This window comes from Variovorax sp. NFACC27 (assembly GCF_048301545.1).
Classification (GTDB): domain Bacteria; phylum Pseudomonadota; class Gammaproteobacteria; order Burkholderiales; family Burkholderiaceae_C; genus Variovorax; species Variovorax gossypii.
The window spans coordinates 3163618-3187483 of the sequence record NZ_CP157613.1; the positions used below are offsets into that span (position 1 = coordinate 3163618).

Genomic DNA, 23866 nt, shown 5'->3' on the forward strand with positions numbered 1-23866 from the left:
GGGCCGACGCGGTGATTCTCTCCATCGGGGCCGCGCGGCGAGTCGGACAACGCCGTCATCTGCCGTAGCGGATCACCGGCGCGCGCGGTACCGCGTGCCATACTGGCCGCGTGTGTATTCACGTGGCGCGGCAGCCATCGAGGAGGAAGAGGGCACATGGTCCAGCAGGCCAAGCGCAGCGCAACCACTGTCGGGGCGATCCTCGCCTCGGCGCGACAGCTTTTCATCGAACGCGGTTTCGCGGCCGTCAGCATCGACGACATCGCGGCCGGCGCCGGGATCGCGAAGGGCGGTCTCTATCACCATTTCCGTTCCAAGCAGGACATCTTCGAGGCGGTGCTCGACGCGGTGCAGGCGGAGCTCGCGGCGGAACTCGGAACGCGCATCCAGCGCATCGAGGGGCATCGCTCGCCGCACACCATCGCGACCAATCTGCGGATCTACCTGGAAGCGGCCACGCAGGAAGGGCTGCGGCAGCTGATCCTGGTCGACGGCCCCGTGGTGCTCGGCTGGGAGCGCTGGCGCAGCATCGACGACCGCCACTTCATGGCTTCGATCCACAGCGGGCTGGTGGCGATCATGCCGGCGGGCACGGCACCGGTAGAGATCGATGCCGCGACACGGCTGATCGCAGGCGCAGTCGCCGAAGCGGCGCTGGCCTGCGGTGTTGCGCAGGACCCGGTCGCCGCCGTGCAGCTGCATTGCCGGCTGCTCGAAACCATGCTGTGCGGACTGCGGGGGCACGGGGCCGGCGAGCCGCACGATTGACAAACCGACTTCGAGTCGGTAAATTTTCTCCATCAAAAGAACGGATGGAGACAGACATGGTTTTCTCTGGCGCCGCCGCCCCCGGTCTGGCGGGCGAAGAGTTGTTCGCCCGCTATCACGTCGGATGGGAAACGCGCGATCCGGACCGGATCGCATCGCTGCATTCGGAAGACACCCTCTACTGGCTGCATGACGGCTCCGAGCCGGTGCGAGGGCGCGAGGCGCTGCGCCAGTACTGCATCGGCGTGTTCGCGCGCTATCCCTTCACCTTCGAGCTGCGCCGCAGCCTGTTCGCCGAACGGCACTGGGTGCTGGAATGGGTGATGGTGCTGCCGTTGAAAGACACGGCGGGACAACCGTTCACCGCGCGCGTGGAGATGCTCGACGTCGTCGATTTCAACGAGGTCGGCGAGGTGACGCGCAAGGACGTCTACATGAACGGTGCCCAGTCGCAGGCCGCCTTCGCGCGGGCGGGTATCGCTACAGGCGCGGACCGCCAGCCGCACTAGCTGGCGCAGCCGCGCGCGGCCACCCGGACGAAGAACTGCTCTCGCATCCGCATTGCCGGATGCGGGCAGGGCAGCGCCACGCCTGCACCAGGCAGGCTCCCCCGTCTCATTCACCAGGAAGAAGGAGCAACGCATGCAAACACGTCCGCATCACACGTTCTGGCCCCGGCGCCTGCCTCGCGCGATGAACGCGCCGCGCACGCCGCTATGGGACAACCTCGCGGTCAACGCCCGTCGCTTCCCCGACAAGGCGGCGTTGATCTTCATGGGGAGCACCATGAGCTATGCGCAGCTGTGGTCCGCCGTCGGGCGCTTCGCGGCCTGCCTGCACGAGATGGGCGTGCGCAGGGGCGACCGCGTGATGCTGGCGATGCAGAACTGCCCGCAGCTGGTCGCCGCCCATTTCGCGATCCTGCGCGCCGATGCGGTGGTGGTGCCGGTCAATCCGATGAACCGGGCCGAGGAGCTGAAGCATTTCATCGTCGACCCCGATGCGCGGGTGGCGGTCGCCACGGCCGACCTCGCGGTCGAACTCGCGAAGGCCAGCGACGCGCTGCCGGAGGGGCAGCGCCTGCGCCACCTGGTCGTCACGCAGTTCCGCATCGCCGCAAGCTGCGACGGGGTAGGAGCACCTTGACAGGGTGCCGAGCTGCGATCAACGACGGTATTGCTGAATCAACTCTCTCGCGCGATTGAGTGCGCGCTCGTAGTTCTCCGGCGTATTAGTCCGCAACTTATTCATCGCGCGGGGCACCTCAAAGATTTGCACATCGGTTAAATCTTGAATGCAGAAAATGCTGTAGCAGCGGGGTACGCCAATGCGTGAGTGGTGACCTTTCGAAAGCCTGCTTGCATGATGAATGTCCAAGCGTCCGCCCCAAACTCTGTTTGCACAACCAGATCGGCAGTCGCTGTAGCCGGATCGCCGTGGAAGCTCTTTTGCAGACCAGATCGATCACGCGTCATTCGACCAACAATGACGGGAACAGTAAAGCAAAGTGCACCACCAGGCTTCAGGATTCGCCTGCATTCCTCGAGTCCATGAACCGGATTGGGAACGTGTTCCAACGTGTCCGAGTGAATTACGATATCAAAACTGTTGTCGGGATAAGGCATCGCGTGCATATCGACTTCTGGATACTTGCCGAACACGTAGCCTGCAAATTGTTGAAGCGTGGAGGTGAGAGTGCCTGCTTCGTTTAGTTCAAGTATTCGCAACGGGCTGGTATTCGGCATCCGAGCGACTTCGCGCAAGGTGCCGCGTAGGCCCATGCATGAGCGGATCGCATCCGCAAGTGCGATGGAACGAAGATTCGAGCCACAAGCGACGCATTGCTCCCCTTGTTGACGATCGACGTAATCCGCTTCGTCAGGCGACAGTTGCCATTCATCAATCAGGCCTTGCCAGAGGATCTTTCTTCCAGTAAATTCGCGGCCGCCACATACGCTGCAAATCATCGATGAGTCCACCTGGTCATGATGGTTGGAAAGGACGGAATGTGCAGGTGTCGACATGGAGCATTCGTCAGTTGAGGCTAAACGCGCTTCAATCAGGGTGAGTCGATCGGCCAATTCGGCTGAGTGTTGCCAGATCGGTACCGTCTGGGAGTGAACGATATGTTCGATGCGATGACGTGCACGTGCCCAGAGCGGGCGCAACATTTTTTTGGCGATGTTCTTGAGCATCAGGGGGCGATCAGGGTAATTCGAGCGAACTGCGTATCGTAGCGAGTCTCGGATTCTGAGGAAGGAGCGCTTTGCCGTTTCGCATTGGGCGTTGGCATGGTGGTTTGCTGGCGCGCGGAAGCTTTCGTGCGCACGAGCAGTTGCACGCTTCGACTGATGCATGGCCGGCCTAGCGTTGAGTGCTGGCGCTGCTCGGCTCGTGAGCTGAAGAACAAGCGAATCTGTTTCGCACGACAACCCGCTGCGGCATGCTGCTTCATCTTGTGGCGCGCTGGGCGCCGGCGTTGATGGTTTGCAGACGTCAAAGGGGCTGGGCTTGCGCCTGTGACTGGCCGCTGCTTCCTGGCCCTAACTTCGTTCTCGCCGCTCAGAAGGGCTGAATGCCGGCGAATTCAGAGACCCTCATGGTTGACCTTCGGTGTCGATGCGCGGATGCCGAGCTTTTCCAGCCACGGCCAGGAGGCGTACTTGTCGTTGCGGTGACGGATGTGCGTGTACCGTCGCAATGAACTTCATGTTCGATGCCCTGGAACTCCGGCGACGTTGGGGATGTTCCAGCCCAGTTCGAATAGGCGGCTGATGCCGTCATGGCGCAGGTCGTGGCAGTGCAGGTCCTCGATGCCTAGCAAGGTGCAGGCATCGGTGAAGACGCGGCTGATGGTTCCGCTGTCGTAGGGAAAGATTCGGCCTTTTTGCCCATGCGTCTTGCACCGATTCAGGATGATCGTAAGTGCCTTGGGCGTCAGGTCGCATCGAACGTCGTTGCCGGACTTCTCGCCCGGGTACTCCATGTCGCGCACCCAGATGTCCGGGTGCGCTTCGTCCAAGTCCTCAAAGGTCTGCCGGGTGATCTCGTCTTGCCGCTGTGTGCTGAAGATCGCGTAAGCCACGATTTCCTGCATGGGGATCGAGCCCTTGCGGCGGTTGCCGAAGAGCGTCATGAGCTTGTCCAACTCGTCGAGGGTGGGGCGCCGATCACGCTGTCTGGATTTCGAGGTCAGGCCGAGCGCCTTGCATACCTTGCGCGCGTCATTGATGACTTGGGGATCGAGCTGATACCCTCAGGCCGGCCGCGCCAGTTGGTAGACCGCCGAGACGTGCGACAGGTAATTGTCCGCCGTCTGCGGCAAGACGCCGAGGTCTTTAGCGAACTGCACCCAGTCGGCGCTGGTGATGGTTGAACCGCGCCGCTTCGCCAGACTGGTGGCTGCCACCGTGTTAAGTACCTGGGCCTTGGTCTTGCCGATGCCCTTGCGGTACTCGGCGACGTATTCCTGTATTGCCTCGGCGAACGTGGGATCCGGGGCCTTGAGTTTTGCCAGCGCGCCGGGCTAGGCCAGCTCGGCTTCCCGGTTCTTCAGCCAGAGCCGGGCGGCTGGCTCGCGATCAAAAGTCTCGGTCTCGCTGTGGACGACGATGCCGCCCTCCTTAATTCGGATGCGAGCCATGTGCGCTACGCTTCCGTCTGCGCGCTTGCGCTTCGTGATGGTTCCCAAAGGGGGCCTTCCGGTGGTACATGCCACTTTTGTGGCACGCAATGTACCACCGGGATCAAAAAACAGCGCTGAATGACACTGAATGACGACGAACGAGAACCCCCATAACCCCGCGCCAGTGCTTGATTTTCCTCGAAAGGCCCGCGCGACCGAGGCAATGCGTTTGTCCGTTGCACCCATGATGGACTGGACCGACAGGCATTGTCGGTACCTCCATCGCCTGCTGTCGCGTCACGCGCTGCTCTACACGGAGATGGTGACGACCGGCGCGCTGATGCATGGCGACGTGCCGCGGCACCTGCGCTTCAACGCCGAGGAACACCCCGTCGCGTTGCAGCTCGGCGGCAGCGAGCCGGCCGACCTTGCGCACTGCGCGAAGCTCGGCGAGGAGTGGGGCTACGACGAGATCAACCTGAACTGCGGCTGCCCCAGCGAGCGCGTGCAGCGCGGCGCTTTCGGCGCCTGTCTCATGAACGAGCCGCAACTCGTGGCCGACTGCGTGAAGGCGATGGTCGACGTGGTGGGTATCCCGGTCACGGTCAAGCACCGCATCGGCATCGACAAGATCGAGAGCTACGAATTCGTGCGCGACTTCGTCGGCAAGGTGAGCGAGGCTGGTTGCCGGACCTTCATCGTGCATGCGCGCAACGCCTGGCTGCAGGGCCTGAGCCCGAAGCAGAACCGCGAGATCCCGCCGCTGCGCTACGAGCTGGTGCACCGGCTGAAGCACGAGTTTCCCGACCTGCACATCGCCATCAACGGCGGCATCACCGTCAACGCCCAGGTGCACGAGCACCTGCGGCTGCTCGACGGGGTGATGGTCGGGCGCGAGGCGTATCACAACCCCTGGTGGCTGGCCGAGTGGGACGCCGAGTTCTTCGGCGCGAAGGCGCAGCCGCTGACGCGCGAAGAGGTCGAGTCGCTCATGTGCGACTACATGGCCCGCGAGGCGGCGGAGCACGGCACGCACTGGTGGCCGGTCGCGCGCCACATGCTGGGCCTGCGCAACGGCCTGCCGGGCGCGCGCCGCTGGCGCCAGGTCTGGAGCGACCACCGGCTCAAGACGTTGCCGGCGCACGAAGTCATGGCGCTGGCCCGCGAGCCGGCCGCCCAGGCTGCCTGAACCTTCCTTTTTCCGCGCGACTTCTGGTCTTTCTTGCGGGCCGCCGCCGACCGGGCGCGGCTCCGTTGTCGCTCGCCTGAAACATTGTTCCGAAATTGCTACTTCACGATTAGTGGCGCGTCAACCGTTTTTTGCTGAAGAATGAGGAGCATCAGGGACATAAAAAGGTTTGGAATACATGAGTGACGCGATTGGCGGCAAGGAAGAAGTGAGTGCACTCGCCAGAGGGCTGGCCCTCCTCAGGGTCATCGGAATGGCATCGGCTCCCATAGGCAATCGCGAACTGGCAGACACCACGGGCATTCCCAAGGCCACGGTATCGAGGCTCACTGCCACGCTGGTGAGTGCGGGGTATTTACGACAGTCCCAGGACAGCGAGCGCTTCAGCCTCGGCCCGGCGCTGCTGGACATGAGCAGCCGCTATCTGCGCCATTTCGACCTGCGCACCGTGGCGCGGCCGCACCTGTCGGCGCTGTCCGAGGCGGCGGGCGTCAGCGTGCACCTGGGCGTGCGCGACGAGCTCGACATGCTCGTCATCGATTCGCTGCGGCCCCGCTCGGTGGTCATCAGCTCGCGCATCGAGGTGGGCACGCGCATGACCATCGCCACCTCGGCCGCCGGACGCGCCTACCTCGCGGCGCTGCCCGAGGCGGAGCAGTCCGAGCTGCTGGCGCAGATCCGGGCCGAGAGCGGGGAAAGCTGGGGTGCCATCGAGCCGGGCCTGGTCTCCAGCCTGGACGAGTACGGCTCGCTGGGCTACTGCGGCTCCTTCGGCGAATGGAATCCGCACATCCACGCCATCGGCTTTGCCCTGGAAGGCCCGCGCGGCGAGCGCTATTCGGTGAGCTGCGGCGGCCCGGCCTACCTGCTGCCCAAGGAAACCATGGTGGCGCGCATCGCGCCGCTGCTGCTCGAAACCGCCCAGCGCCTGGCCGGCGAGGTCGGCACGTCGGCCGGAGTCGATGAAAGAGCGGGTGAAAGGGCGAGCCGGCCGTCGGCCTAGCGGCTGTTTTCCAGCTTCAGCACATAGCCTTTGCCGCGCACCGTGTGGAGCAGCTTGAGGCCGAATGGATCGTCCAGCTTCTGCCGAAGCCTCAGGATGCCGACAGTGACCATGTTGTCTCGCTCGTCGGCAGCCGACCCCCACACGGCCTGGATCAGCCTGGCACGCGAGAGCACCTGACCCTTGTGCGTCATCAGCACGTACAGGAGCTCGAACAGTGTGGCACTGAGGCCCAGGTCCGTGTCCTGGCGAAACGCCTTGCCGCGCGCGCGGTCGATCGCCAGGTCCGCCAGCCGCAGGACGGCCGTTTCCGGGCCGCGGCCGCGCGAAGCGAGCGCCCATGCGCGCGCCAGCAGATCGGCGGGACCATAGGGCTTGACGATGTATTCGGTCGCGCCTTGCGCCAGTCCTTCCAGGCGATCGGCCAGCTGGTCGCGCTGCGTGAGCACGAGGAGCGGGGCATTCGTGCCGCGCCTGACCAGCCGTATCGCGTCATGAGTCGCCGCCGGTTGCACGGCGTCGAGCAGGATCAGCGCGTACGGCTTGCCTGCCGAGAGCCACGCGCCGGCGTCGCATGCGGCGGCCACGTCGACGGTGAAGCCGCATCTGCCGAGCATGCCGCCGAGCTCGTCGCGCACCCTGCTTTCGGATCCGAGGAACAGGACATTCATGGGCGGGAATCCTTGGCTGCCGAGCGTCCCTGCTCGGTGTAGGTAAGCGGAGCCGGAGCCGTCGTATCCTTGGTGCCGGGGGAGGCGTCGCGCTGTCTGTGCGCGCAGCCGTCCATCAGGAAGACGCACACCACCAGTGAAAGCACGGTGGCGTGGGTGACGGCAAAGCTGGAGGGATATTTCATTTCCTTCGTTTCCTGTAGTCCTGTTTGCCGCGCTTCAGTCGAAGAGCACGACGCGATCGCCCTCTGCGGGCCGGCAGCCGTCGGCAACGGGTTCCCAGCCCCGGTGCACCACCACTTGCCTGCCGTCGTGGCACAGCTCGATGCGTTCGCTTGCGGCGCCTTGTCGTTCGCGCACGAAGGTCTCCACGGTCGATGGCAGGCTGACGTGCAGCTTCAGCGCGTAGATGTCGTCTTCCGGGTGGTCGTCCAGATGCAGCAGCGGCACGAAGTTCGACGCGAAGACGAGCGCGTGCGAGCCGACATCGACCGGCTCGGGCCTGTAGGGCGCGGCGCGCAGCCATTGCTGGGCGCGCTCGCGCAGGTCGTCCCCGTCGGGCAACTTGCCCCACGCGACCGCGAGCAGCTCCATGACCCACTGGTTGCAGTTCTGGTAGCGCAGGCTGAACGGATAGGCATTGGCGCTGTAGCGCGCGGCCAGCAGGTGCAGGGCGCGCGGCGTGTCGAGTGCCGCATTGCGCAGCGCTCGCGCCGCTTCTGAGGGTAGCGACACGATGGATATATAGCCCAGCGCCGGGTCGTCGATGCCCGTCACGAAACCGGCCAGGCCCTGGTCGTAGAGGCGCGGGTGCCCTTCGTCACAGGCGTAGTACAGCTGCCGCGCGAGCCAGGTGCCGTCCGCGCCTTTCCAGGCGATGGCGGCATGGGAGTAGCGGATGCGGAAGCGCGAGAGATCGAGGCCGGAGCGGCTGATCAGCACGGCGTCGCCGCCGGTGCTCGAGAGCGCCTCCTGCACGACGCCGGCAAAGCGCAGCACGCGATCCTGCTGGCTTGCGCCGAGCGGCTGCGTTCGATCGCAGTACTGCGCGGAGGCGGCATGCGCAACGCTCCCTGCGAAGGCAAGGACCGCCGCAAGGCCCGGCAGCGCAAGCCGGCGGGCGATGAAAGCCCGCGCGCTCAAAGGCTCACGGGGCGCGCGGCGAGCCCCCGATACCAGTCGTCTGCAAGCACGAGGTAGAACGCCTCGCGCGTGTCGCCGCGGCCGAAGGCGGTGCCATAGGCGCGCTGCCGTGCGCGCACCAGGTCGCCGAGACCCAGGCCCTCCTTCGCGAACGTGGCCTGCGGCAGTTCGAGCACGATGCGGCGCTGCGGGTCGCTGTCGCTCTGCATGGCCACGCGCGTGAAGCCCTCGCGGTCGCCGGCCTGTGCGATTTCCGTGATGCGGTAATCGCCTTCGGCCACCTTGTCGCCGTCGAACGAGCTCCTGCTCGACCCGCGCAGCGAATCGGACACGCTGCCGCTGGAGGCCGACCCGGCGCTCGAGGCCACGGACGACGCGAAGCTGTCGGCATTTGCGTTGAAGGCCGCGACGAGCAAGACTGCGCTGCCCGCGGCACGGAAGAAATGAAGAAAGGTCATGGAACGCTCCGGCTGTGAATGGGTGAAGTTCATTTCGCGTGGAAGATGCCGAGTCCCTGCCGGCGGGCCCGCGCGAAGGCGCACTGCAGCTTGATGCAGGCCCTGCGCAGCTCGCGCCGCAGCGCCAGCGTCCAGCCCGGTGCCTTGCCCGACGGGGTGGTGACGGCGGTCTTCGTCATTGCAGGTACGCGGCGAGCTGCTCGGCGCCCTTTTCGATGCCGACGATGGAGGCGCTGCGGGCTCCGATGCCGGCCTTGAGGTTCCATGCGTTCGGGTACTGCTTGGCGACGTAGGCGCCGAGCAGTTCGTTGGTCGACGCGTCGTAGATCTCGACGGCGAAGCTCACCGAACCCGTCATCGCGCCTTCCTTGCCGCGCACGGCCTGCACGGCGTTGTAGGGGCCGCCCAGCAGGTCGAAGCGCGAGAAGGTGCTGAGAACGGCTGTGTTGGTCTTGGCGCCGGTGAGCGTCAGCTTGATCCGTATGGCGTTGGTGCTTCTGCCGGGGGAGTTTCGAAGGAAGCGTGCATTCAGCTTGTCGTTGAACTGGTTCTGCATGTAGCGCGCCAGGAAGACCTTGTCGTCCTCCGACACGTCTTCGAACTGGCTGTCGCTGCCGCGGTAGATGGCGACCGGATCGAGGACGAAACCCGAATACCGTCGCCAGTCGATGTTTGTCCTGTATTCGAAGGGAATGCGACCGGAGTCGTCGTGCTGGCTCGGCCGCAGCTGGGTCGCGGACGCGATGCCGGCATAGGGAACCGGCTGTGTACTGGCGCACGCCGTCAGGATCAGGCAGACCGCCAGGGTGATGGCCTTCGGGGCATCGGAAAGAGCACGCATCGCGTTCCTCGGTTGGAAAAGGTGAATGAACAAGGCAACGACCGTTTCCAGATTTAAAACTGTACGGTACGGTTCATTATTGAATCGGATTTTGACGATGTCAAGAAAACTGTACAGTTGGGTATTCTTTTGAAAGGATGCGATGAAGGTCAGGACAGAAGCGCGGCGCAACGTCATCCTTGAAGCAGCGGTGGCGCTGTTCAAGGAACTGGGCTACGAGCGCTCGTCGATGAACGAGCTCGCCAAGCGCCTGGGAGGGTCGAAGGCCACCCTGTACGGGTACTTCGCGTCGAAGGAGGAGCTCTTCCGGGCGGTCGTGCAGACCGTGGCCGTCTCGCATCTGGCGGAAGCCGCAGCCGAGTTGCAGGAGGTGAGCGAGACCGCCACGCTCGAAGCGCAGTTGATGCGGTTCGGCGAGCGGATGCTGTTCGTGTTGACCAACGACGCGGATGCGCTGGCGGTCTACCGGATGGTGCTGGCCGAGGCCGGGCGCTCCGACGTGGGGCAGCAGTTCCAGGAGTCGGGCCCCACCGAATACATCCGGACCCTTGCCGGGTTCATGGAGGCGGCGATGGCGCGTGGCGAGCTGCGGCGCATGGACCCGCACGTGACCGCGCTGCAGTTCACCGCGCTGGTCACGGCGGAGACCCAGCGACGGCTTTTCCAGGCCAATCCCGAGCCGGTGTCGGTGGAAGAGATCCGCGCGCTGGTCGAGCGCGCCGTCGAGATGTTCCTGGCCGGCGCAACGCCGCGCTAGACAGGCCGCGTCAGTTCGCGGCTTCCAGCCCGTTCTGGAAGTGCTCGCGCATCCGGGCCATGGCGGCTTCCGCGTCGCGGGCCTCGATGGCGGCCATCACCGAGCGGTGCTCGGCCAGCGATTCCCCGATCCGGCCAGTCTTCAGCAGCGAGTTGTGCCGGTTGAGCTTCATCACCTTGCGCAGGTCGGCCACCATCTGGTCGCGCCACTTGTTGTTGGCGATGGCCAGCAGGCGCATGTGGAAGCGCTCGTTCACGGCGAAGAAGTGTTCCCGGTCCTCGGGCGAGGCGGCAGCCTCGAGTTCGGCGTGCAGCGCCTTCAGCTCGGCCCGCTGCGCATCGGTTGCGCGTTCGGCCACCACGCCGGCGGCATCGCTCTCCAGCAGCGAGAGCAGGTGGTAGACGTCGGCCAGGTCCTGCTCCGACACCTCGGTCACGTACGCGCCGCGGCGCACCTTCATCGTCACCAAGCCTTCGGCGGCCAGCACCTTCAGCGCCTCGCGCAAGGGCGTGCGGCTGATGCCGTATTCCTCGGCCAGCTTCAGTTCGTCGATCCAGCTGCCGGGCTCCAGCTCGCGGCGGAAGATCCGCTGGCGCAGCAGTTCGGCCACCTCTTCGTAGAGGGCGCGGGGGGTGAGGGTGACGGCGGACATGGGCCGGACTGTACTTCAAAAATGGCGTTTGAATTAATAATTATGGATCGGTTAGACTCGCGGCCGGCTTGCAAATCCCTGCAGGCGAATTTGCGAACACCCTGCAAGACACTGCGAACGGCCCCTTCATGAGCAGCAAACCCGAACCCTCCTACAAGCAAGCCGATCTCGAAGCCTGGGCCAAGGCCGCAGCCAAGTCCGCGCCCGGCGGCGACGTGAGCGCGCTGAACTGGATCACGCCCGACGGCATCGCCGTGAAGCCGCTGTACACCGCCGCCGACCTGCAGGGCCTGAAGTACACCGACACGCTGCCCGGCTTCGAGCCCTACCTGCGCGGCCCGCAGGCCACCATGTACGCAGTGCGCCCCTGGACCATCCGCCAGTACGCCGGCTTCTCCACCGCGGAAGAATCGAACGCCTTCTATCGCAAGGCGCTGGCCGCAGGCGGGCAGGGCGTGAGCGTGGCCTTCGACCTCGCCACCCACCGCGGCTACGACAGCGACCATCCTCGCGTGACCGGCGACGTCGGCAAGGCCGGCGTGGCGATCGATTCGGTCGAGGACATGAAGATCCTGTTCGACCAGATCCCGCTGGACAAGGTGAGTGTGTCCATGACCATGAACGGCGCCGTGCTGCCGGTGCTCGCGGGCTACGTGGTCGCGGCCGAAGAGCAGGGCGTGGCGCAGGACCAGCTCAGCGGAACCATCCAGAACGACATCCTCAAGGAGTTCATGGTCCGCAACACCTACATCTTCCCGCCCGGGCCGAGCATGCGGATCATCGGCGACATCATCGAGTACACGGCGCAGAAGATGCCCAAGTTCAACTCGATCTCGATCAGCGGCTACCACATGCAGGAAGCCGGCGCCAACCAGGCGCTCGAGCTCGCCTTCACGCTGGCCGACGGCAAGGAGTACGTGAAGACCGCACTGGCCAAGGGCCTCGACGTCGACGGCTTCGCCGGCCGCCTGAGCTTCTTCTGGGCCATCGGCATGAACTTCTATCTCGAAGTCGCCAAGATGCGCGCCGCGCGCCTGCTGTGGTGCCGCATCATGAAGGAGTTCGAGCCCAAGAACCCCAAGAGCCTGATGCTGCGCACGCACTGCCAGACCTCGGGCTGGAGCCTCACCGAGCAGGACCCTTACAACAACGTGGTGCGCACCACCATCGAGGCGATGGCCGCGGTGTTCGGCGGCACGCAGTCGCTGCACACCAACGCGCTCGACGAAGCCATCGCGCTGCCCACCGAGTTCAGCGCCCGCATCGCGCGCAACACGCAGCTCATCATCCAGGAAGAGACGCACATCACGAACGTGATCGACCCCTGGGCCGGTAGCTACATGATGGAGAAGCTCACGCAGGACATGGCCGATGCGGCCTGGACCATCATCGAGGAAGTCGAGGCCATGGGCGGCATGACCAAGGCGGTCGACAGCGGCTGGGCCAAGCTCAAGATCGAAGCCGCCGCCGCCGAGAAGCAGGCGCGCATCGACTCCGGCAAGGACGTGATCGTCGGCGTCAACAAGTACAAGCTCAAGAACGAGGACGCGATCGACAGCCTCTCGATCGACAACGTGAAGGTGCGCGAGCAGCAGGTCGCCCGGCTGCAGAAGATCCGCGCATCGCGCGACAGCGCCAAGGTGCAGGCCGCGCTCGACGCGCTCACCGAAGCCGCCGAGAACAACACCGGCAACCTGCTGGCGCTGAGCATCGACGCGGTGCGCCTGCGCGCCACGGTGGGCGAGATTTCCGATGCGCTCGAAAAGTCCTTCGGCCGCCACCGCGCCGACACGCAGAAGGTGACCGGCGTGTACGCCGCCGCCTACGACTCGGCCGAAGGCTGGGAAACGCTGAAGACCGAAATCAACGCCTTCGCCGAGGAGCAGGGCCGTCGTCCGCGCGTGATGATCTCCAAGCTCGGCCAGGACGGCCACGACCGCGGCGCGAAGGTCGTCGCCACCGCCTTCGCCGACCTGGGTTTCGACGTGGACATGGGACCGCTCTTCCAGACCCCCGAGGAATGCGCGCGCCAGGCGATCGAGAACGACGTGCATGCCGTCGGCATCAGCACGCTCGCGGCCGGCCACAAGACGCTTGTGCCCGCCATCATCGACGAGCTGCGCAAGCAGGGCGCGGACGACATCATCGTGTTCGTCGGCGGCGTCATTCCGCGGCAGGACTACGACTTTCTCTACGAAGCCGGCGTCAAGGGCATCTACGGGCCGGGTACGCCCATTCCCGCCAGCGCCAAGGACGTGCTGGAGCAGATTCGCGCGGCGGTCACGGCCTGAGGCGCGTCGTCGTGAGCGATCTCTTGTCGCGGCTGTCGCTGCAGCCGGTGGATTCCAGCGATTTCGAGGCCATGCTGGCCCTGCGCATCGACGCGATGCGCCCGAGCCTGGAGCGCGTCGGCCGCTTCGACGTGGCGCGTTCGCGCGAGCGCCTGAGCGCGGGCTTCGTCGTGCCGTACATGCACCACATCGTGCTCGACGGCGACCAGCGCATCGGCTTCGTCACGCTCAAGCCCGAGGACAGCGACGCGCTGCGCCTCGACCATCTCTACCTGCGCACCGGCTTCCAGGGCCTGGGCATCGGCGAATGGGTGCTCGAATGGGCCAAGTCGCAGGCGCGCGAGCAGCAACTGGACATCAAGCTCACCGCGCTCGTGAAGAGCGACGCCAACCGCTTCTACCTGCGGCACGGCTTCGTGCTCGAAGGCGGGGAGGGCGTCGACCTGTACTACCGCTGGCGCGTGGCGTCGGAGGCTGCGTGCTGAGCGACAAGGCACAGGCTCTCGAGAACGCGATCGCCGGCACCGAAGGCATGCCGCAGCGTCGCGCCATCGCCAAGGCCATCACGCTGCTCGAATCGACGCGCGACGACCACCGCGCGCAGGCCGACGAGCTGCTCACCGCGCTGCTGCCGCGCACGGGCAGTTCGTTCCGCCTCGGCATCTCGGGCGTGCCGGGCGTCGGCAAGTCGACATTCATCGAGACGCTGGGCCTGCTGCTGATCGGCAAGGGGCATCGCGTCGCGGTGCTCACCATCGACCCGTCGTCCACCGTGTCGGGCGGCTCGATCCTCGGCGACAAGACGCGCATGGAGCGCCTCTCGGTGAACGAGCGCGCCTACATCCGGCCCAGCCCTTCGAGCGGCACGCTCGGCGGCGTGGCCGAGAAGACGCGCGAGGCCATGCTGGTGTGCGAGGCCGCCGGCTACGACATCGTGATCGTCGAGACCGTCGGCGTGGGCCAGAGCGAGACCGCCGTGGCCGGCATGACCGACATGTTCGTGCTGCTGCAGCTGCCCAATGCGGGCGACGACCTGCAGGCCATCAAGAAGGGCGTGATGGAGCTGGCCGACCTCGTCGTCATCAACAAGGCCGACATCGACAAGGACGCCGCCACGCGCGCGCAGGCGCAGATCACTTCGGCGCTGCGGCTTTTCGGCCAGCACGGCCACCCCAGCCATGCGCATCACGACGAGACCTTCTGGCATCCGCAAGTCATCCAGTTGAGCGCGCTGCTGGAGCAGGGCATCGAGGCGTTCTGGACACAGGTCGAGCGCTTTCGCGCGTTACAGGGTGCCAACGGCCGACTCATGGCGCGTCGCCAGCAGCAAGCCAAGTCGTGGATGTGGGACCGCATCGAGGCGGGGCTGCGCCATGCCTTTCGCCATCACCCGCGGGTGAAAGAGCAACTACCGGCGATGCTGGGTCAAGTAGAGGCGCTCGAACTGGCGCCGTCCACGGCGGCGCGCCGTTTGCTCGGTCTTTACGCAGGCGACGAAACAGTATGGACTGGTTGAACCCAGACAGTATCGCGCGGGGCTTCGACACCGTGGCGGGCACCTTCGCGTGGGGCACGACCTTCGAGCAATTGGAAGCGCGGGGTCTGCGGCGCGCGGCCACGGAATTCGGCGCCATCTACTGGCGTGTGCCTGGAGTGGATGTGCTCGGGTTGCGCAGCAGCGGCATGGACCTTATGGGGCCGTATCTGGGGCGTCCGGTGATGCAGGTGTGGCACCGACTCGATTTGCCCGACGGTGAGTCGCATGTCAGCTTCGTGCTGCGGGCGCATGCGCATCTGGTCGCGCAACTCGGCATGCCCGACCACGGCGACATGCAGCCGGCGCGCTTCAAGGAAGAGAACGCCTGGAATGTCGCCGTGAGCGCTGAATGGCGCGTGGGCGGTGTGAACGTGGGTGTCTCTTGGTACGGCGCGCCGCGCAACGACGAAACTGAGGTGAAGACCTGCGGCATCCTTTTTCTGGATTGGAACGACGAGATTGCCGCCGCCGCACCGTGGGTCGATGCGTGGCAGCGAGAACAAGCGTCGCTCGACATCTTGCTGCGTCAGGCCCATACGGTGGCAAAGCTGCAGGCTGGCCCCGCACACGAGCAGGCGATGCACAGCGGCAACGCGAATGAGATCCGAGCGCTGGTCACGGCGCAGCGCGTGCTGCGCAGGCCCTCGCTGCACTTCACCGTGCCCGACTTCATGCTGTTGAATGGCGATGGCGCAGCCGATCACCAGCTGGTGTTGTGGTCTTCGGCCTCGGGCGATGCCTGGGGCGTGTCGGACATCCATAACACTGTGTGCTGCCGCCGCGGCGAAACCCTCAAGGCGCAATGGATGCAGGTGCTGCCCGCCAAGGGTGGCGGCAGCACCGATCTTTCGTTCGGCCCGCTGATCAAGACTTTGCCCTTCTCTCCGCGCGAGCGGTGCGGTGCCATTGAGCAATTCATGGACATCCTGGCTGTCATGCCGGGAGCATCGTTCCAGTATCGCGAAACCTATGACTGCTGATTTTTTAAAGAGGCGTTTCTCATGCAAGAACTGATCGAACAACTCGAAAAGCGCCGTGCCCAGGCGCGTCTCGGCGGCGGGCAGAAGCGCATCGACGCGCAGCACGCCAAGGGCAAGCTCACGGCGCGCGAGCGCATCGAGCTGCTGCTCGACGACAACACCTTCGAAGAGTGGGACATGTTCGTCGAGCACCGCTCGGTCGACTTCGGCATGGCGGAGCAGAAGATTCCCGGCGACGGCGTGGTCACCGGCTACGGCATGATCAACGGACGCCTGGTGTTCGTGTTCAGCCAGGACTTCACCGTCTTCGGCGGCGCGCTCAGCGAGGCGCATGCCGAAAAAATCTGCAAGGTGATGGACCAGGCCATGAAGGTCGGCGCACCGGTCATCGGCCTGAACGACTCGGGCGGCGCGCGCATCCAGGAAGGCGTGGCCTCGCTCGGCGGCTATGCCGACGTGTTCCAGCGTAACGTGATGGCCTCGGGCGTCGTGCCGCAGATCAGCATGATCATGGGCCCCTGCGCCGGCGGCGCCGTGTACTCGCCCGCCATGACCGACTTCATCTTCATGGTGAAGGACTCGAGCTACATGTTCGTCACCGGCCCCGAGGTGGTGAAGACCGTCACGCACGAGAGTGTCACGGCCGAGGAGCTCGGCGGCGCCATCACCCACACCACCCGCAGCGGTGTGGCCGACATGGCTTTCGAGAACGACGTCGAGGCGCTGATGATGCTGCGTCGCCTCTACAACTACCTGCCGCTCAACAATCGCGAGAAGCCTCCCGTGCGCCTGGGCAACAACGGCCTGGGCGATCCGGCCGACCGGCTCGACTACTCGCTCGACACGCTGGTGCCCGACAACCCGAACAAGCCCTACGACATCAAGGAACTGATCCTGAAGGTGGTGGACGACGGCGACTTCTTCGAGTTGCAGCCCGACTACGCGAAGAACATCGTGATCGGCTTCGCGCGCATGGAAGGCCAGACCATCGGCATCGTCGCCAACCAGCCGCTGGTGCTGGCGGGCTGCCTGGACATCAAGAGCAGCATCAAGGCCGCGCGCTTCGTGCGCTTCTGCGACGCCTTCAACATTCCGGTCGTCACCTTCGTCGACGTGCCCGGCTTCATGCCCGGCACCGGCCAGGAGTACGGCGGCATCATCAAGCACGGCGCCAAGCTGCTCTACGCGTACGCGGAGTGCACGGTGCCGAAGATCACAGTCATCACCCGCAAGGCCTACGGCGGTGCCTACGACGTGATGGCCTCCAAGCACCTGCGCGGCGACGTCAACCTCGCCTGGCCGCGCGCCGAGATCGCGGTGATGGGCGCCAAGGGCGCGGTGGAAATCATCTTCCGCGAGGACAAGAACGACCCCGAGAAGCTCGCCGCCCGCGAGGCCGAGTACAAGGCCCGCTTCGCCAACCCGTACGTGGCGGGCGCGCGCGGCTACATCGACGACGTGATCCTTCCGCACGAGACGCGCAAGCGCATCTGCCGCTCGCTGGTGATGCTGCGCGAGAAGAAGCTCGAGAACCCGTGGCGCAAGCACGGCAACATTCCACTGTGAGCGGCACGGAGAAGAAGAACATGTTCAAGAAGATCCTGATCGCCAATCGCGGTGAAATTGCCTGCCGTGTCATTCAGACGGCCAAGAAGATGGGCATCCTGACGGTCGCCGTCTATTCCGACGCCGACAAGGAAGCCCGCCACATCGAGCTGGCCGATGAGGCCGTGCACATCGGCGCCGCCCCAAGCCGCGAGAGCTACCTGCAGGCCGAACGCATCATCGCGGCCTGCAAGAAGACCGGCGCCGAGGCCGTGCATCCGGGCTACGGCTTCCTGTCGGAGAACGAGGCCTTCGCGCGGCAGGTCGAGGAAGAGGGCATTGCCTTCATCGGCCCCAAGCACTATTCGATCGCGGCCATGGGCGACAAGATCGCCTCGAAGAAGCTCGCGAATGAAGCCCAGGTCAACACCATTCCGGGCTGGAACGACGCCATCGAGACGGCGGAGCGCGCGGTCGAGATCGCCAAGGACATCGGCTACCCGGTGATGATCAAGGCCTCGGCCGGCGGCGGCGGCAAGGGCCTGCGCGTGGCCTTCAACGACAAGGAAGCCTTCGAGGGCTTCACCTCCTGCCGCAACGAGGCGCGCAACAGCTTCGGCGATGACCGCGTGTTCATCGAGAAGTTTGTCGAGGAGCCGCGCCACATCGAGATCCAGGTGCTGGGCGACTCGCACGGCAACGTGATTTATCTGAACGAGCGCGAGTGCTCCATCCAGCGTCGGCACCAGAAGGTGATCGAGGAGGCGCCGTCGCCCTTCATCAGCGACGCCACGCGCAAGGCGATGGGCGAGCAGGCCGTGGCGCTGGCCAAGGCCGTGAAGTACCAGAGCGCGGGCACGGTGGAGTTCGTGGTCGGCAAGGACCAGAGCTTCTACTTCCTCGAGATGAACACCCGCCTGCAGGTGGAGCACCCGGTGACGGAGTGCATCACCGGCCTCGACCTTGTCGAGCTGATGATCCGCGTGGCGGCTGGCGAGAAGCTGCCGCTGACGCAGGAGCAGGTGAAGCGCGATGGCTGGGCCATCGAGTGCCGCATCAACGCAGAAGACCCGTTCCGCAACTTCCTGCCTTCCACCGGCCGGCTGGTGAAGTTCCAGCCGCCGGGCGAGACCATGTTCGCGAGCGACACGCAGCACCTGAACGGCGTGCGCGTGGACACCGGCGTGTACGAGGGCGGCGAGATCCCGATGTACTACGACTCGATGATCGCCAAGCTCATCGTGCACGGAAAGGACCGCCAGCACGCGATCGCCCGCATGCGCGAGGCGCTCAACGGCTTCGTGATCCGCGGCATCAGCAGCAACATCCCGTTCCAGGCGGCGCTGCTGGCGCATCCGAAGTTCGTGGCGGGCGACTTCAACACCGGCTTCATCGCCGAGCACTACGGCAAGGGCTTCCACGCGGAAGACGTGCCGCACACCGATCCGTCCTTCCTGGTCGCGCTGGCGGCGTACGTGCATCGGCGCTACCGTGCCCGCGCTTCCGGCATCAGCGGGCAGCTCGAGGGCCACGGCGTGAAGGTGGGCGAGCAATTCGTGGTGGTCGAGCTGGGGCACGAGGGCAAGCACGTGCATCACCCGGTTTCGGTGACCGACTTCCACGGCAAGACCGGCGCGAGCTCGGTGACCGTGAACGGCAAGACATACAAGATCGACAGCAGCCTCGCGCTGGGCTCGATCCGCGTGCAGGGCGTCGTCAACGACAAGCCCTTCACCGCACAGGTGGAGCGCGGCGCGGGCAAGAACCCGCTGGCGCTGCGCGTGTCGCACGACGGCACGCAGATCGAGACGATGGTGCTGTCGCCGCTGGGCGCGCGCCTGCTCGAGCTCATGCCCTACAAGGCGCCGCCGGACCTCAGCAAGTTCCTGATGTCGCCTATGCCGGGGCTGCTGGTCGAGGTGTCGGTGCAGCCGGGGCAGCAGGTGCGTGCTGGCGAGAAGCTGGCCGTGATCGAGGCGATGAAGATGGAAAACGTGCTGTTCGCCACGCAGGACGGCGTGGTGGGCAAGATTTCGGCGAACAAGGGCGAATCGCTCGCCGTCGATCAGATCATTCTGGAGTTCAACTGATGGGTGCCAACGACTTTCAACAGGCGCAACAGGCGATCACGCTGCACCGGCCCGCGAAGATCGCGACGCCGCAGGGGCCGTGGTCCGTCGAGGCGATCCAGGCGCTGCTCGACAAGCCGCTGATGGACCTGCTGTTCGAGGCGCAGACCGTGCATCGCCAGCATTTCCCCGAAGGCGACATCGAGCTGGCCACGCTGCTGTCGGTGAAGACCGGCGGCTGTCCCGAGAACTGCGGCTATTGCCCGCAGTCGGCCGAGTTCGACACCGGCGTGAAGGCGCAGAAGCTCATGGAGGTCGAGGAGGTGGTTCGCGCCGCGCAGGCCGCCAAGGACGCCGGCGCCACGCGTTTCTGCATGGGCGCCGCATGGCGCGCGCCGAAGGACCGCGACGTCGAGAAGGTGGCGGTGCTGGTCGAGGCGGTGAAGGGCCTGGGCATGCAGACCTGCGCCACGCTCGGCATGCTGGAGCCGCACCACGCGCATCAGCTCAAGGCCGCCGGCCTCGACTACTACAACCACAACCTCGACACCGCGCCCGAGTACTACACCGACGTGGTCGACACGCGCACCTACCAGGACCGCCTCGACACGCTGGCCAACGTGCGCAGCGCCGGCATCAGCGTGTGCTGCGGCGGCATCGTCGGCATGGGCGAGCAGCCGGTGCACCGCGCGGGGCTGATCGCGCAACTGGCCAACCTGAATCCGTACCCGGAATCGGTGCCCATCAACAGCCTGGTGCGCGTGCCCGGCACGCCGCTGGCCGACTCGGAACCGGTCGATCCCTTCGACTTCGTGCGCATGATCGCCGTGGCGCGCATCACGATGCCGACCGCGCGCGTGCGTCTGTCGGCCGGCCGTCAGCAGATGGGCGACGCGGTGCAGGCGCTGTGCTTCATGGCGGGCGCGAACTCGATCTTCTACGGCGACAAGCTGCTGGTCACCGGCAACCCCGACGTGGAGGCCGACACGGTGCTGCTGCGCAAGCTGGGGCTGAATTCGCGCCAGGTGCAGGAGCAGGCGGAAGGTTGCGCAGCATGACGGCCGCCACCATGCGTCCCTTCAAGGTGCTGGGCATCCAGCAGATCGCCATCGGCGGCCCCGACAAGCTGCGCCTGCAGAAGCTGTGGGTCGACATGCTGGGGCTCGAAGTCACGGGCACTTTCAGGAGCGAACGCGAGAACGTCGACGAAGACATCTGCGCGATGGGCGCAGGCCCCTTCAAGGTCGAGGTCGACCTGATGCAGCCGCTGGACCCCGAGAAGAAGCCCGCCGTTCACACGACGCCGCTGAACCACGTCGGCCTGTGGATCGACGACCTGCCCAAGGCCGTCGAATGGCTCACCGCGCAGGGCGTGCGCTTCGCGCCGGGCGGCATCCGCAAGGGCGCTGCGGGTTTCGACATCTGCTTCCTGCATCCGAAGGCGAACGACGAATTCCCGATCGCGGGCGAGGGCGTGCTGATCGAGATGGTGCAGGCGCCGCCCGAGGTGGTGGCGGCTTTCGGCGCGCTGGCCGCTACGCGTTGACGATCTTCCTGATCGGCGGCTTCACGTCGGAGCGCCTGGGCGGCAGCATCGGCTGGTGCTCGCGCGCCGGGTTCAGGATGATCGAAGTCGCCGTCTCGGTCAGGATGCAGAACTTGGTGAGCACCGCGTCGAGGTGGCTCACGTCGATCACCGCGATCTCGAGGATCCAGCTGTCCTCGCCGGTCACGTTGTAGGCATTGACGCATTCGGGCGTCTCCTGCACCAGCTTCACGACGAGGTCGTAGTCGGCGCGGCCGACGCGGATGATGGCGCGGATGCCGTAGCCCAGCTTGCCGAGGTTGACGGTGGCGCGATAGCCGCTGATGACGCCCGCGGCCTCCAGCTTCTTCACGCGCTCGGTCACGGCGGGCTGGCTCAGGTGCACGCGTCGGCCGAGCTCGGCCATGGTCAGGCGCGCGTCGGCCTGCAGTTCGGCGAGGATGCGGGTGTCGTGGGCGTCCAGGGAGGGGTTCAAGGAAAAGTCCATGCAAGTCCTTCAAATCGACGGTGCGGCAGGGGCAGAACCATGAAATCTGCATGGCTGCGGAAAGATGGCTTTCATACCATGGCCGGCATCCGATACCAAGAAGAGACACCCTCGACATGCCGACCCTCGCTTCCCCCGCCAATGCCGCGCCCGCGGCTGCACGCTCCGGATTGCCGCCGCTTCTGTGGCTTTGCCTTGCCGCCACCTGGGTGGTGTGGGGCTCGACCTATCTCGCGATCAAGTACGCGCTGATCAGCTTCCCGCCATTCCTGCAGATGGGTTCGCGCTTCCTGTTCGCGGGCGTGCTGCTGGCGGCGTGGATGCGCTGGCGCGGGGCGCCGTGGCCGTCGATGGTGCAGTGGCGCAATGCCCTGGTCGTGGGTGCGCTGATGCTGGGCGGCGGCATGGGGGCCACGGCGTACGCCGAGGTGTCGATCGGCTCGGGGCTGGTGGTGGCGTTCATTGCCGTGATTCCGCTGCTGATCGCGCTGCTCAACCTGATCTGGGGCGTGAAGCCTTCGCGGCTGGAGGCGGCGGGCATCGCGGTGGGCCTTGCCGGCGTGCTGATGCTCACGCAGGGCGGCGGTTTCAAATCCTCGCCCGAGGGGCTGCTGGCGCTGTGCATCGGCTGCGCCTGCTGGTCGCTGGGCAGCGTCCTGAGCCAGCGCAGCCTGCCGCTGGCACCCGGCGCGATGGGCTTCGCGAGCGAAATGCTCTGCGGTGGCGTGGTGCTGATGGTGCTGGCCGCCCTGTCGGGCGAGACCATGAACTGGCCGCCACAGCCCCAGGCGCTCGCCGCATGGGTCTACCTGGTGGTGTTCGGCTCGCTGATCGCGTTTAACGCCTACATGGTGCTGCTGGCCAGGGCGCCGGCCGGACTGGCGGCGAGCTACACCTTCGTGAACCCGGTGATCGCGATGCTGCTTGGCGTATGGATCGCCAACGAGACGGTCACTCGCTTCGAGTGGTACGCCGTGGCCGTTGTGTTGGCAGGCGTATTGCTGCTGCTCTTCAAGCGCCGGGGCGGCGCCACACGGCAAGCGTAGCGGCGAGCAGCCACATGCCGGCTGCGCAGCCGCGGTTCATCATCCTGATGCCGCGCTGGGAGAGAAAACGCACGGCCTGCGTGCCGGCGCCTGCGTAGGCCAGCATCACGCAGGTGTCGAGCGCCACGAACACCGCTCCCAGCAGCAGGTACTGCGGGCCCTGCGGCTTCGCGATGTCGACGAATTGGGGGAGGAAGGCCGCGAAGAACAGCACCGTCTTCGGGTTCGACAGGGCCACCGCCAGGCTGCGCATCAACGCGACGCGGCCCTGCGGCCGCACTTCGAGCGGCGACCTGGCCAGCGCGGTGCTCAGGTCGGTCGCTTCGCTGCGCCACAGCTTGATGCCCAGCCACACGAGATACGCCACGCCGGCCACGCGGATGGCGTTGAAGAGCCATTCCGAGGCCGCCAGCAGCGAACCCAGCCCGAGCGCAACGACGGTGATCAGCGTGATGCTGCCGAGCGATGCCCCGGCAATGCCCCAGCTCGCGCGGCGCATGCCGCCCTCGATGCCGTTGGACAGCGCCAGCAGCATCGTCGGCCCCGGGATGAGGGCCAGGGCGAGCGAGGCGACGATGTAGACGAGCAGGGTGTCGAGCGTCATGGCTTGGCCGCCGGAGGGCGTTTCTGTTGCGAGGCGGCGCGGGCGCGCGCCAGTGCCGCTTCGACGATGGAGCGCTTGCGCGCATCGGCGTCCTGCGGGGCTTCGGGTGCGGGAGTTGCAGCTTCTGCCAGCCGGGCGTCGGTGTTGCGGTGCCTGCCGTGCACCTCGTAGCGGCGTCGTGCGCTGAGTGCCTGCTCGGCCGACCAGGCCTGCCAGCCGCTGAGGCCCGGAGTTTCGACCTCGAGCGAGATGCAGTCGACCGGGCAGACCGGAATGCAGAGCTCGCAGCCCGTGCAATGGGCTTCGATCACGGTGTGCATGCGCTTGTTGATGCCTACGATCGCATCGGTCGGGCAGGCGTCGAGGCACAGGGTGCAGCCGATGCACCAGGCCTCGTCGATGACCGCCATGGCGCGCGGACCTTCGGTGCCGAACTTGGGGTCGAGAGGAAGCGGCGCGCGGCCGGTGATCTGCGCGAGCCGCTCGATGCCTTCGGCGCCGCCGGGCGGGCACTGGTTGATGCCGGCCTCGCCGTCGGCAATGGCCTGCGCGTAGCCTGCGCAATCCGGGTAGCCGCACCGTGTGCACTGCGTTTGAGGCAGTGCGTCGTCGATGCGTGCGGCCAGCCCGTTCACTTGCTGCGGATGGCGATGC

Annotated in this window: 27 protein-coding genes and 1 pseudogene; 15 read left to right on the forward strand and 13 right to left on the reverse strand. The window is 65.8% G+C overall.

The window, feature by feature from the left end; translation table 11 throughout:
* Positions 1-156: 156 nt before the first annotated feature.
* The 3 genes and pseudogenes from ABL840_RS14810 to ABL840_RS14820 all read left to right on the forward strand — a co-directional run.
* Complete coding sequence (locus ABL840_RS14810; RefSeq protein WP_093304965.1) at positions 157-768, forward strand: TetR/AcrR family transcriptional regulator; 612 nt, start codon at positions 157-159, stop codon at positions 766-768.
* A gap of 56 nt (positions 769-824) precedes the next feature.
* On the forward strand, positions 825-1277 hold the full coding sequence (locus ABL840_RS14815) for a nuclear transport factor 2 family protein (protein ID WP_176947555.1): 453 nt from the start codon (positions 825-827) through the stop codon (positions 1275-1277).
* A 133-nt stretch (positions 1278-1410) separates the two neighbouring features.
* Positions 1411-1905, forward strand: a pseudogene (locus tag ABL840_RS14820) (AMP-binding protein); the annotation flags it as partial.
* Positions 1906-2051: 146 nt separating this feature from the next.
* Here the strand turns inward: ABL840_RS14820 and ABL840_RS14825 are convergent.
* The 3 genes from ABL840_RS14825 to ABL840_RS14835 form a co-directional block, all read right to left on the reverse strand.
* Positions 2052-2963 carry a class I SAM-dependent methyltransferase gene (locus tag ABL840_RS14825; RefSeq protein ID WP_418116279.1) on the reverse strand — a complete coding sequence of 304 codons (912 nt, stop codon included), beginning with the start codon at positions 2961-2963 and terminating at the stop codon, positions 2052-2054.
* Positions 2964-3475: 512 nt separating this feature from the next.
* Complete coding sequence (locus tag ABL840_RS14830) at positions 3476-3904, reverse strand: tyrosine-type recombinase/integrase (RefSeq protein ID WP_418116280.1); 429 nt, start codon at positions 3902-3904, stop codon at positions 3476-3478.
* Between the two features lie 120 nt (positions 3905-4024).
* Positions 4025-4177, reverse strand: a complete 153-nt coding sequence (locus tag ABL840_RS14835) for a hypothetical protein (RefSeq protein WP_418116281.1) — start codon at positions 4175-4177, stop codon at positions 4025-4027.
* A 439-nt stretch (positions 4178-4616) separates the two neighbouring features.
* Between ABL840_RS14835 and dusA the strand changes: the two genes are divergently transcribed.
* Both dusA and ABL840_RS14845 read left to right on the forward strand, forming a co-directional pair.
* Positions 4617-5582, forward strand: coding sequence for a tRNA dihydrouridine(20/20a) synthase DusA (gene dusA, locus ABL840_RS14840; RefSeq protein ID WP_418116282.1), 966 nt, complete (start codon positions 4617-4619; stop codon positions 5580-5582).
* A 178-nt stretch (positions 5583-5760) separates the two neighbouring features.
* Positions 5761-6585, forward strand: coding sequence for an IclR family transcriptional regulator (locus tag ABL840_RS14845; RefSeq protein WP_093304955.1), 825 nt, complete (start codon positions 5761-5763; stop codon positions 6583-6585).
* On the opposite strand, the gene ABL840_RS14850 is transcribed toward ABL840_RS14845, so the two are convergent.
* The 6 genes from ABL840_RS14850 to ABL840_RS14875 are packed head-to-tail and all read right to left on the reverse strand — an operon-like array spanning position 6582 to position 9698.
* Positions 6582-7256 carry a response regulator transcription factor gene (locus tag ABL840_RS14850; RefSeq protein WP_093304954.1) on the reverse strand — a complete coding sequence of 225 codons (675 nt, stop codon included), beginning with the start codon at positions 7254-7256 and terminating at the stop codon, positions 6582-6584. The two genes, ABL840_RS14845 and ABL840_RS14850, sit on opposite strands and share 4 nt — an antisense overlap.
* The gene (locus ABL840_RS14855; RefSeq protein WP_093304952.1) at positions 7253-7441 is read right to left on the reverse strand and encodes a hypothetical protein; all 189 of its coding nucleotides are present in this window, start codon (positions 7439-7441) and stop codon (positions 7253-7255) included. Before ABL840_RS14855 ends, ABL840_RS14850 begins: the two co-directional genes overlap by 4 nt.
* A 34-nt stretch (positions 7442-7475) precedes the next feature.
* The gene (locus ABL840_RS14860) at positions 7476-8363 is read right to left on the reverse strand and encodes a DUF2145 domain-containing protein (RefSeq protein WP_418116360.1); all 888 of its coding nucleotides are present in this window, start codon (positions 8361-8363) and stop codon (positions 7476-7478) included.
* A gap of 32 nt (positions 8364-8395) precedes the next feature.
* Positions 8396-8857, reverse strand: coding sequence for a hypothetical protein (locus tag ABL840_RS14865; protein ID WP_093304950.1), 462 nt, complete (start codon positions 8855-8857; stop codon positions 8396-8398).
* Positions 8858-8886: 29 nt separating this feature from the next.
* On the reverse strand, positions 8887-9036 hold the full coding sequence (locus tag ABL840_RS14870; RefSeq protein ID WP_176947554.1) for a hypothetical protein: 150 nt from the start codon (positions 9034-9036) through the stop codon (positions 8887-8889).
* Positions 9033-9698 (reverse strand): DUF3313 domain-containing protein, encoded by a 666-nt coding sequence (locus ABL840_RS14875; RefSeq protein WP_093304948.1) that lies wholly within the window; start codon positions 9696-9698, stop codon positions 9033-9035. Before ABL840_RS14875 ends, ABL840_RS14870 begins: the two co-directional genes overlap by 4 nt.
* A gap of 142 nt (positions 9699-9840) precedes the next feature.
* On the opposite strand from ABL840_RS14875, the gene ABL840_RS14880 reads away from it, so the two are divergent.
* Positions 9841-10455, forward strand: a complete 615-nt coding sequence (locus ABL840_RS14880; RefSeq protein WP_093201718.1) for a TetR/AcrR family transcriptional regulator — start codon at positions 9841-9843, stop codon at positions 10453-10455.
* Between the two features lie 10 nt (positions 10456-10465).
* Here ABL840_RS14880 and ABL840_RS14885 read toward each other — a convergent pair whose 3' ends face one another.
* Positions 10466-11107 carry a GntR family transcriptional regulator gene (locus ABL840_RS14885; protein WP_093201715.1) on the reverse strand — a complete coding sequence of 214 codons (642 nt, stop codon included), beginning with the start codon at positions 11105-11107 and terminating at the stop codon, positions 10466-10468.
* A gap of 128 nt (positions 11108-11235) precedes the next feature.
* Here ABL840_RS14885 and scpA point away from each other — a divergent pair, with 128 nt between their 5' ends.
* Genes scpA through ABL840_RS14925 form a run of 8 tightly spaced genes read left to right on the forward strand, consistent with a single transcriptional unit; the run spans position 11236 to position 21075 of the window.
* Positions 11236-13398, forward strand: coding sequence for a methylmalonyl-CoA mutase (scpA, locus tag ABL840_RS14890; protein WP_093304946.1), 2163 nt, complete (start codon positions 11236-11238; stop codon positions 13396-13398).
* A gap of 11 nt (positions 13399-13409) precedes the next feature.
* Complete coding sequence (locus ABL840_RS14895; RefSeq protein WP_093304944.1) at positions 13410-13883, forward strand: GNAT family N-acetyltransferase; 474 nt, start codon at positions 13410-13412, stop codon at positions 13881-13883.
* A gap of 47 nt (positions 13884-13930) precedes the next feature.
* A complete protein-coding gene (gene meaB, locus ABL840_RS14900) occupies positions 13931-14914 on the forward strand; it encodes a methylmalonyl Co-A mutase-associated GTPase MeaB (protein ID WP_176947560.1) in 984 nt (327 codons plus the stop codon).
* Complete coding sequence (locus ABL840_RS14905; RefSeq protein WP_093304941.1) at positions 14902-15915, forward strand: hypothetical protein; 1014 nt, start codon at positions 14902-14904, stop codon at positions 15913-15915. The genes meaB and ABL840_RS14905 overlap by 13 nt, the downstream gene beginning before the upstream one ends.
* A gap of 21 nt (positions 15916-15936) precedes the next feature.
* Positions 15937-17481 carry an acyl-CoA carboxylase subunit beta gene (locus tag ABL840_RS14910; protein ID WP_093201705.1) on the forward strand — a complete coding sequence of 515 codons (1545 nt, stop codon included), beginning with the start codon at positions 15937-15939 and terminating at the stop codon, positions 17479-17481.
* Positions 17482-17501: 20 nt separating this feature from the next.
* Positions 17502-19550 carry an acetyl-CoA carboxylase biotin carboxylase subunit gene (gene accC, locus ABL840_RS14915; protein ID WP_093305207.1) on the forward strand — a complete coding sequence of 683 codons (2049 nt, stop codon included), beginning with the start codon at positions 17502-17504 and terminating at the stop codon, positions 19548-19550.
* Entirely contained in the window at positions 19550-20587 is a 1038-nt protein-coding gene (gene bioB / locus ABL840_RS14920) for a biotin synthase BioB (RefSeq protein WP_093304940.1), read from the forward strand. The genes accC and bioB overlap by 1 nt, the downstream gene beginning before the upstream one ends.
* Positions 20584-21075: a VOC family protein gene (locus tag ABL840_RS14925; RefSeq protein ID WP_093304938.1), complete on the forward strand. Its 492-nt coding sequence runs from the start codon at positions 20584-20586 to the stop codon at positions 21073-21075. The genes bioB and ABL840_RS14925 overlap by 4 nt, the downstream gene beginning before the upstream one ends.
* Here ABL840_RS14925 and ABL840_RS14930 read toward each other — a convergent pair.
* Complete coding sequence (locus ABL840_RS14930; protein ID WP_093201697.1) at positions 21065-21562, reverse strand: Lrp/AsnC family transcriptional regulator; 498 nt, start codon at positions 21560-21562, stop codon at positions 21065-21067. The genes ABL840_RS14925 and ABL840_RS14930 overlap by 11 nt on opposite strands.
* 116 nt (positions 21563-21678) lie before the next feature.
* Between ABL840_RS14930 and yedA the strand changes: the two genes are divergently transcribed.
* Positions 21679-22608, forward strand: coding sequence for a drug/metabolite exporter YedA (gene yedA, locus ABL840_RS14935; RefSeq protein ID WP_093304936.1), 930 nt, complete (start codon positions 21679-21681; stop codon positions 22606-22608).
* Here the strand turns inward: yedA and ABL840_RS14940 are convergent.
* Positions 22574-23212 carry a LysE family translocator gene (locus tag ABL840_RS14940; protein WP_093304934.1) on the reverse strand — a complete coding sequence of 213 codons (639 nt, stop codon included), beginning with the start codon at positions 23210-23212 and terminating at the stop codon, positions 22574-22576. The two genes, yedA and ABL840_RS14940, sit on opposite strands and share 35 nt — an antisense overlap.
* On the reverse strand, positions 23209-23847 hold the full coding sequence (locus ABL840_RS14945; RefSeq protein ID WP_093202206.1) for an RnfABCDGE type electron transport complex subunit B: 639 nt from the start codon (positions 23845-23847) through the stop codon (positions 23209-23211). Before ABL840_RS14945 ends, ABL840_RS14940 begins: the two co-directional genes overlap by 4 nt.
* Between the last annotated feature and the right edge of the window lie 19 nt (positions 23848-23866).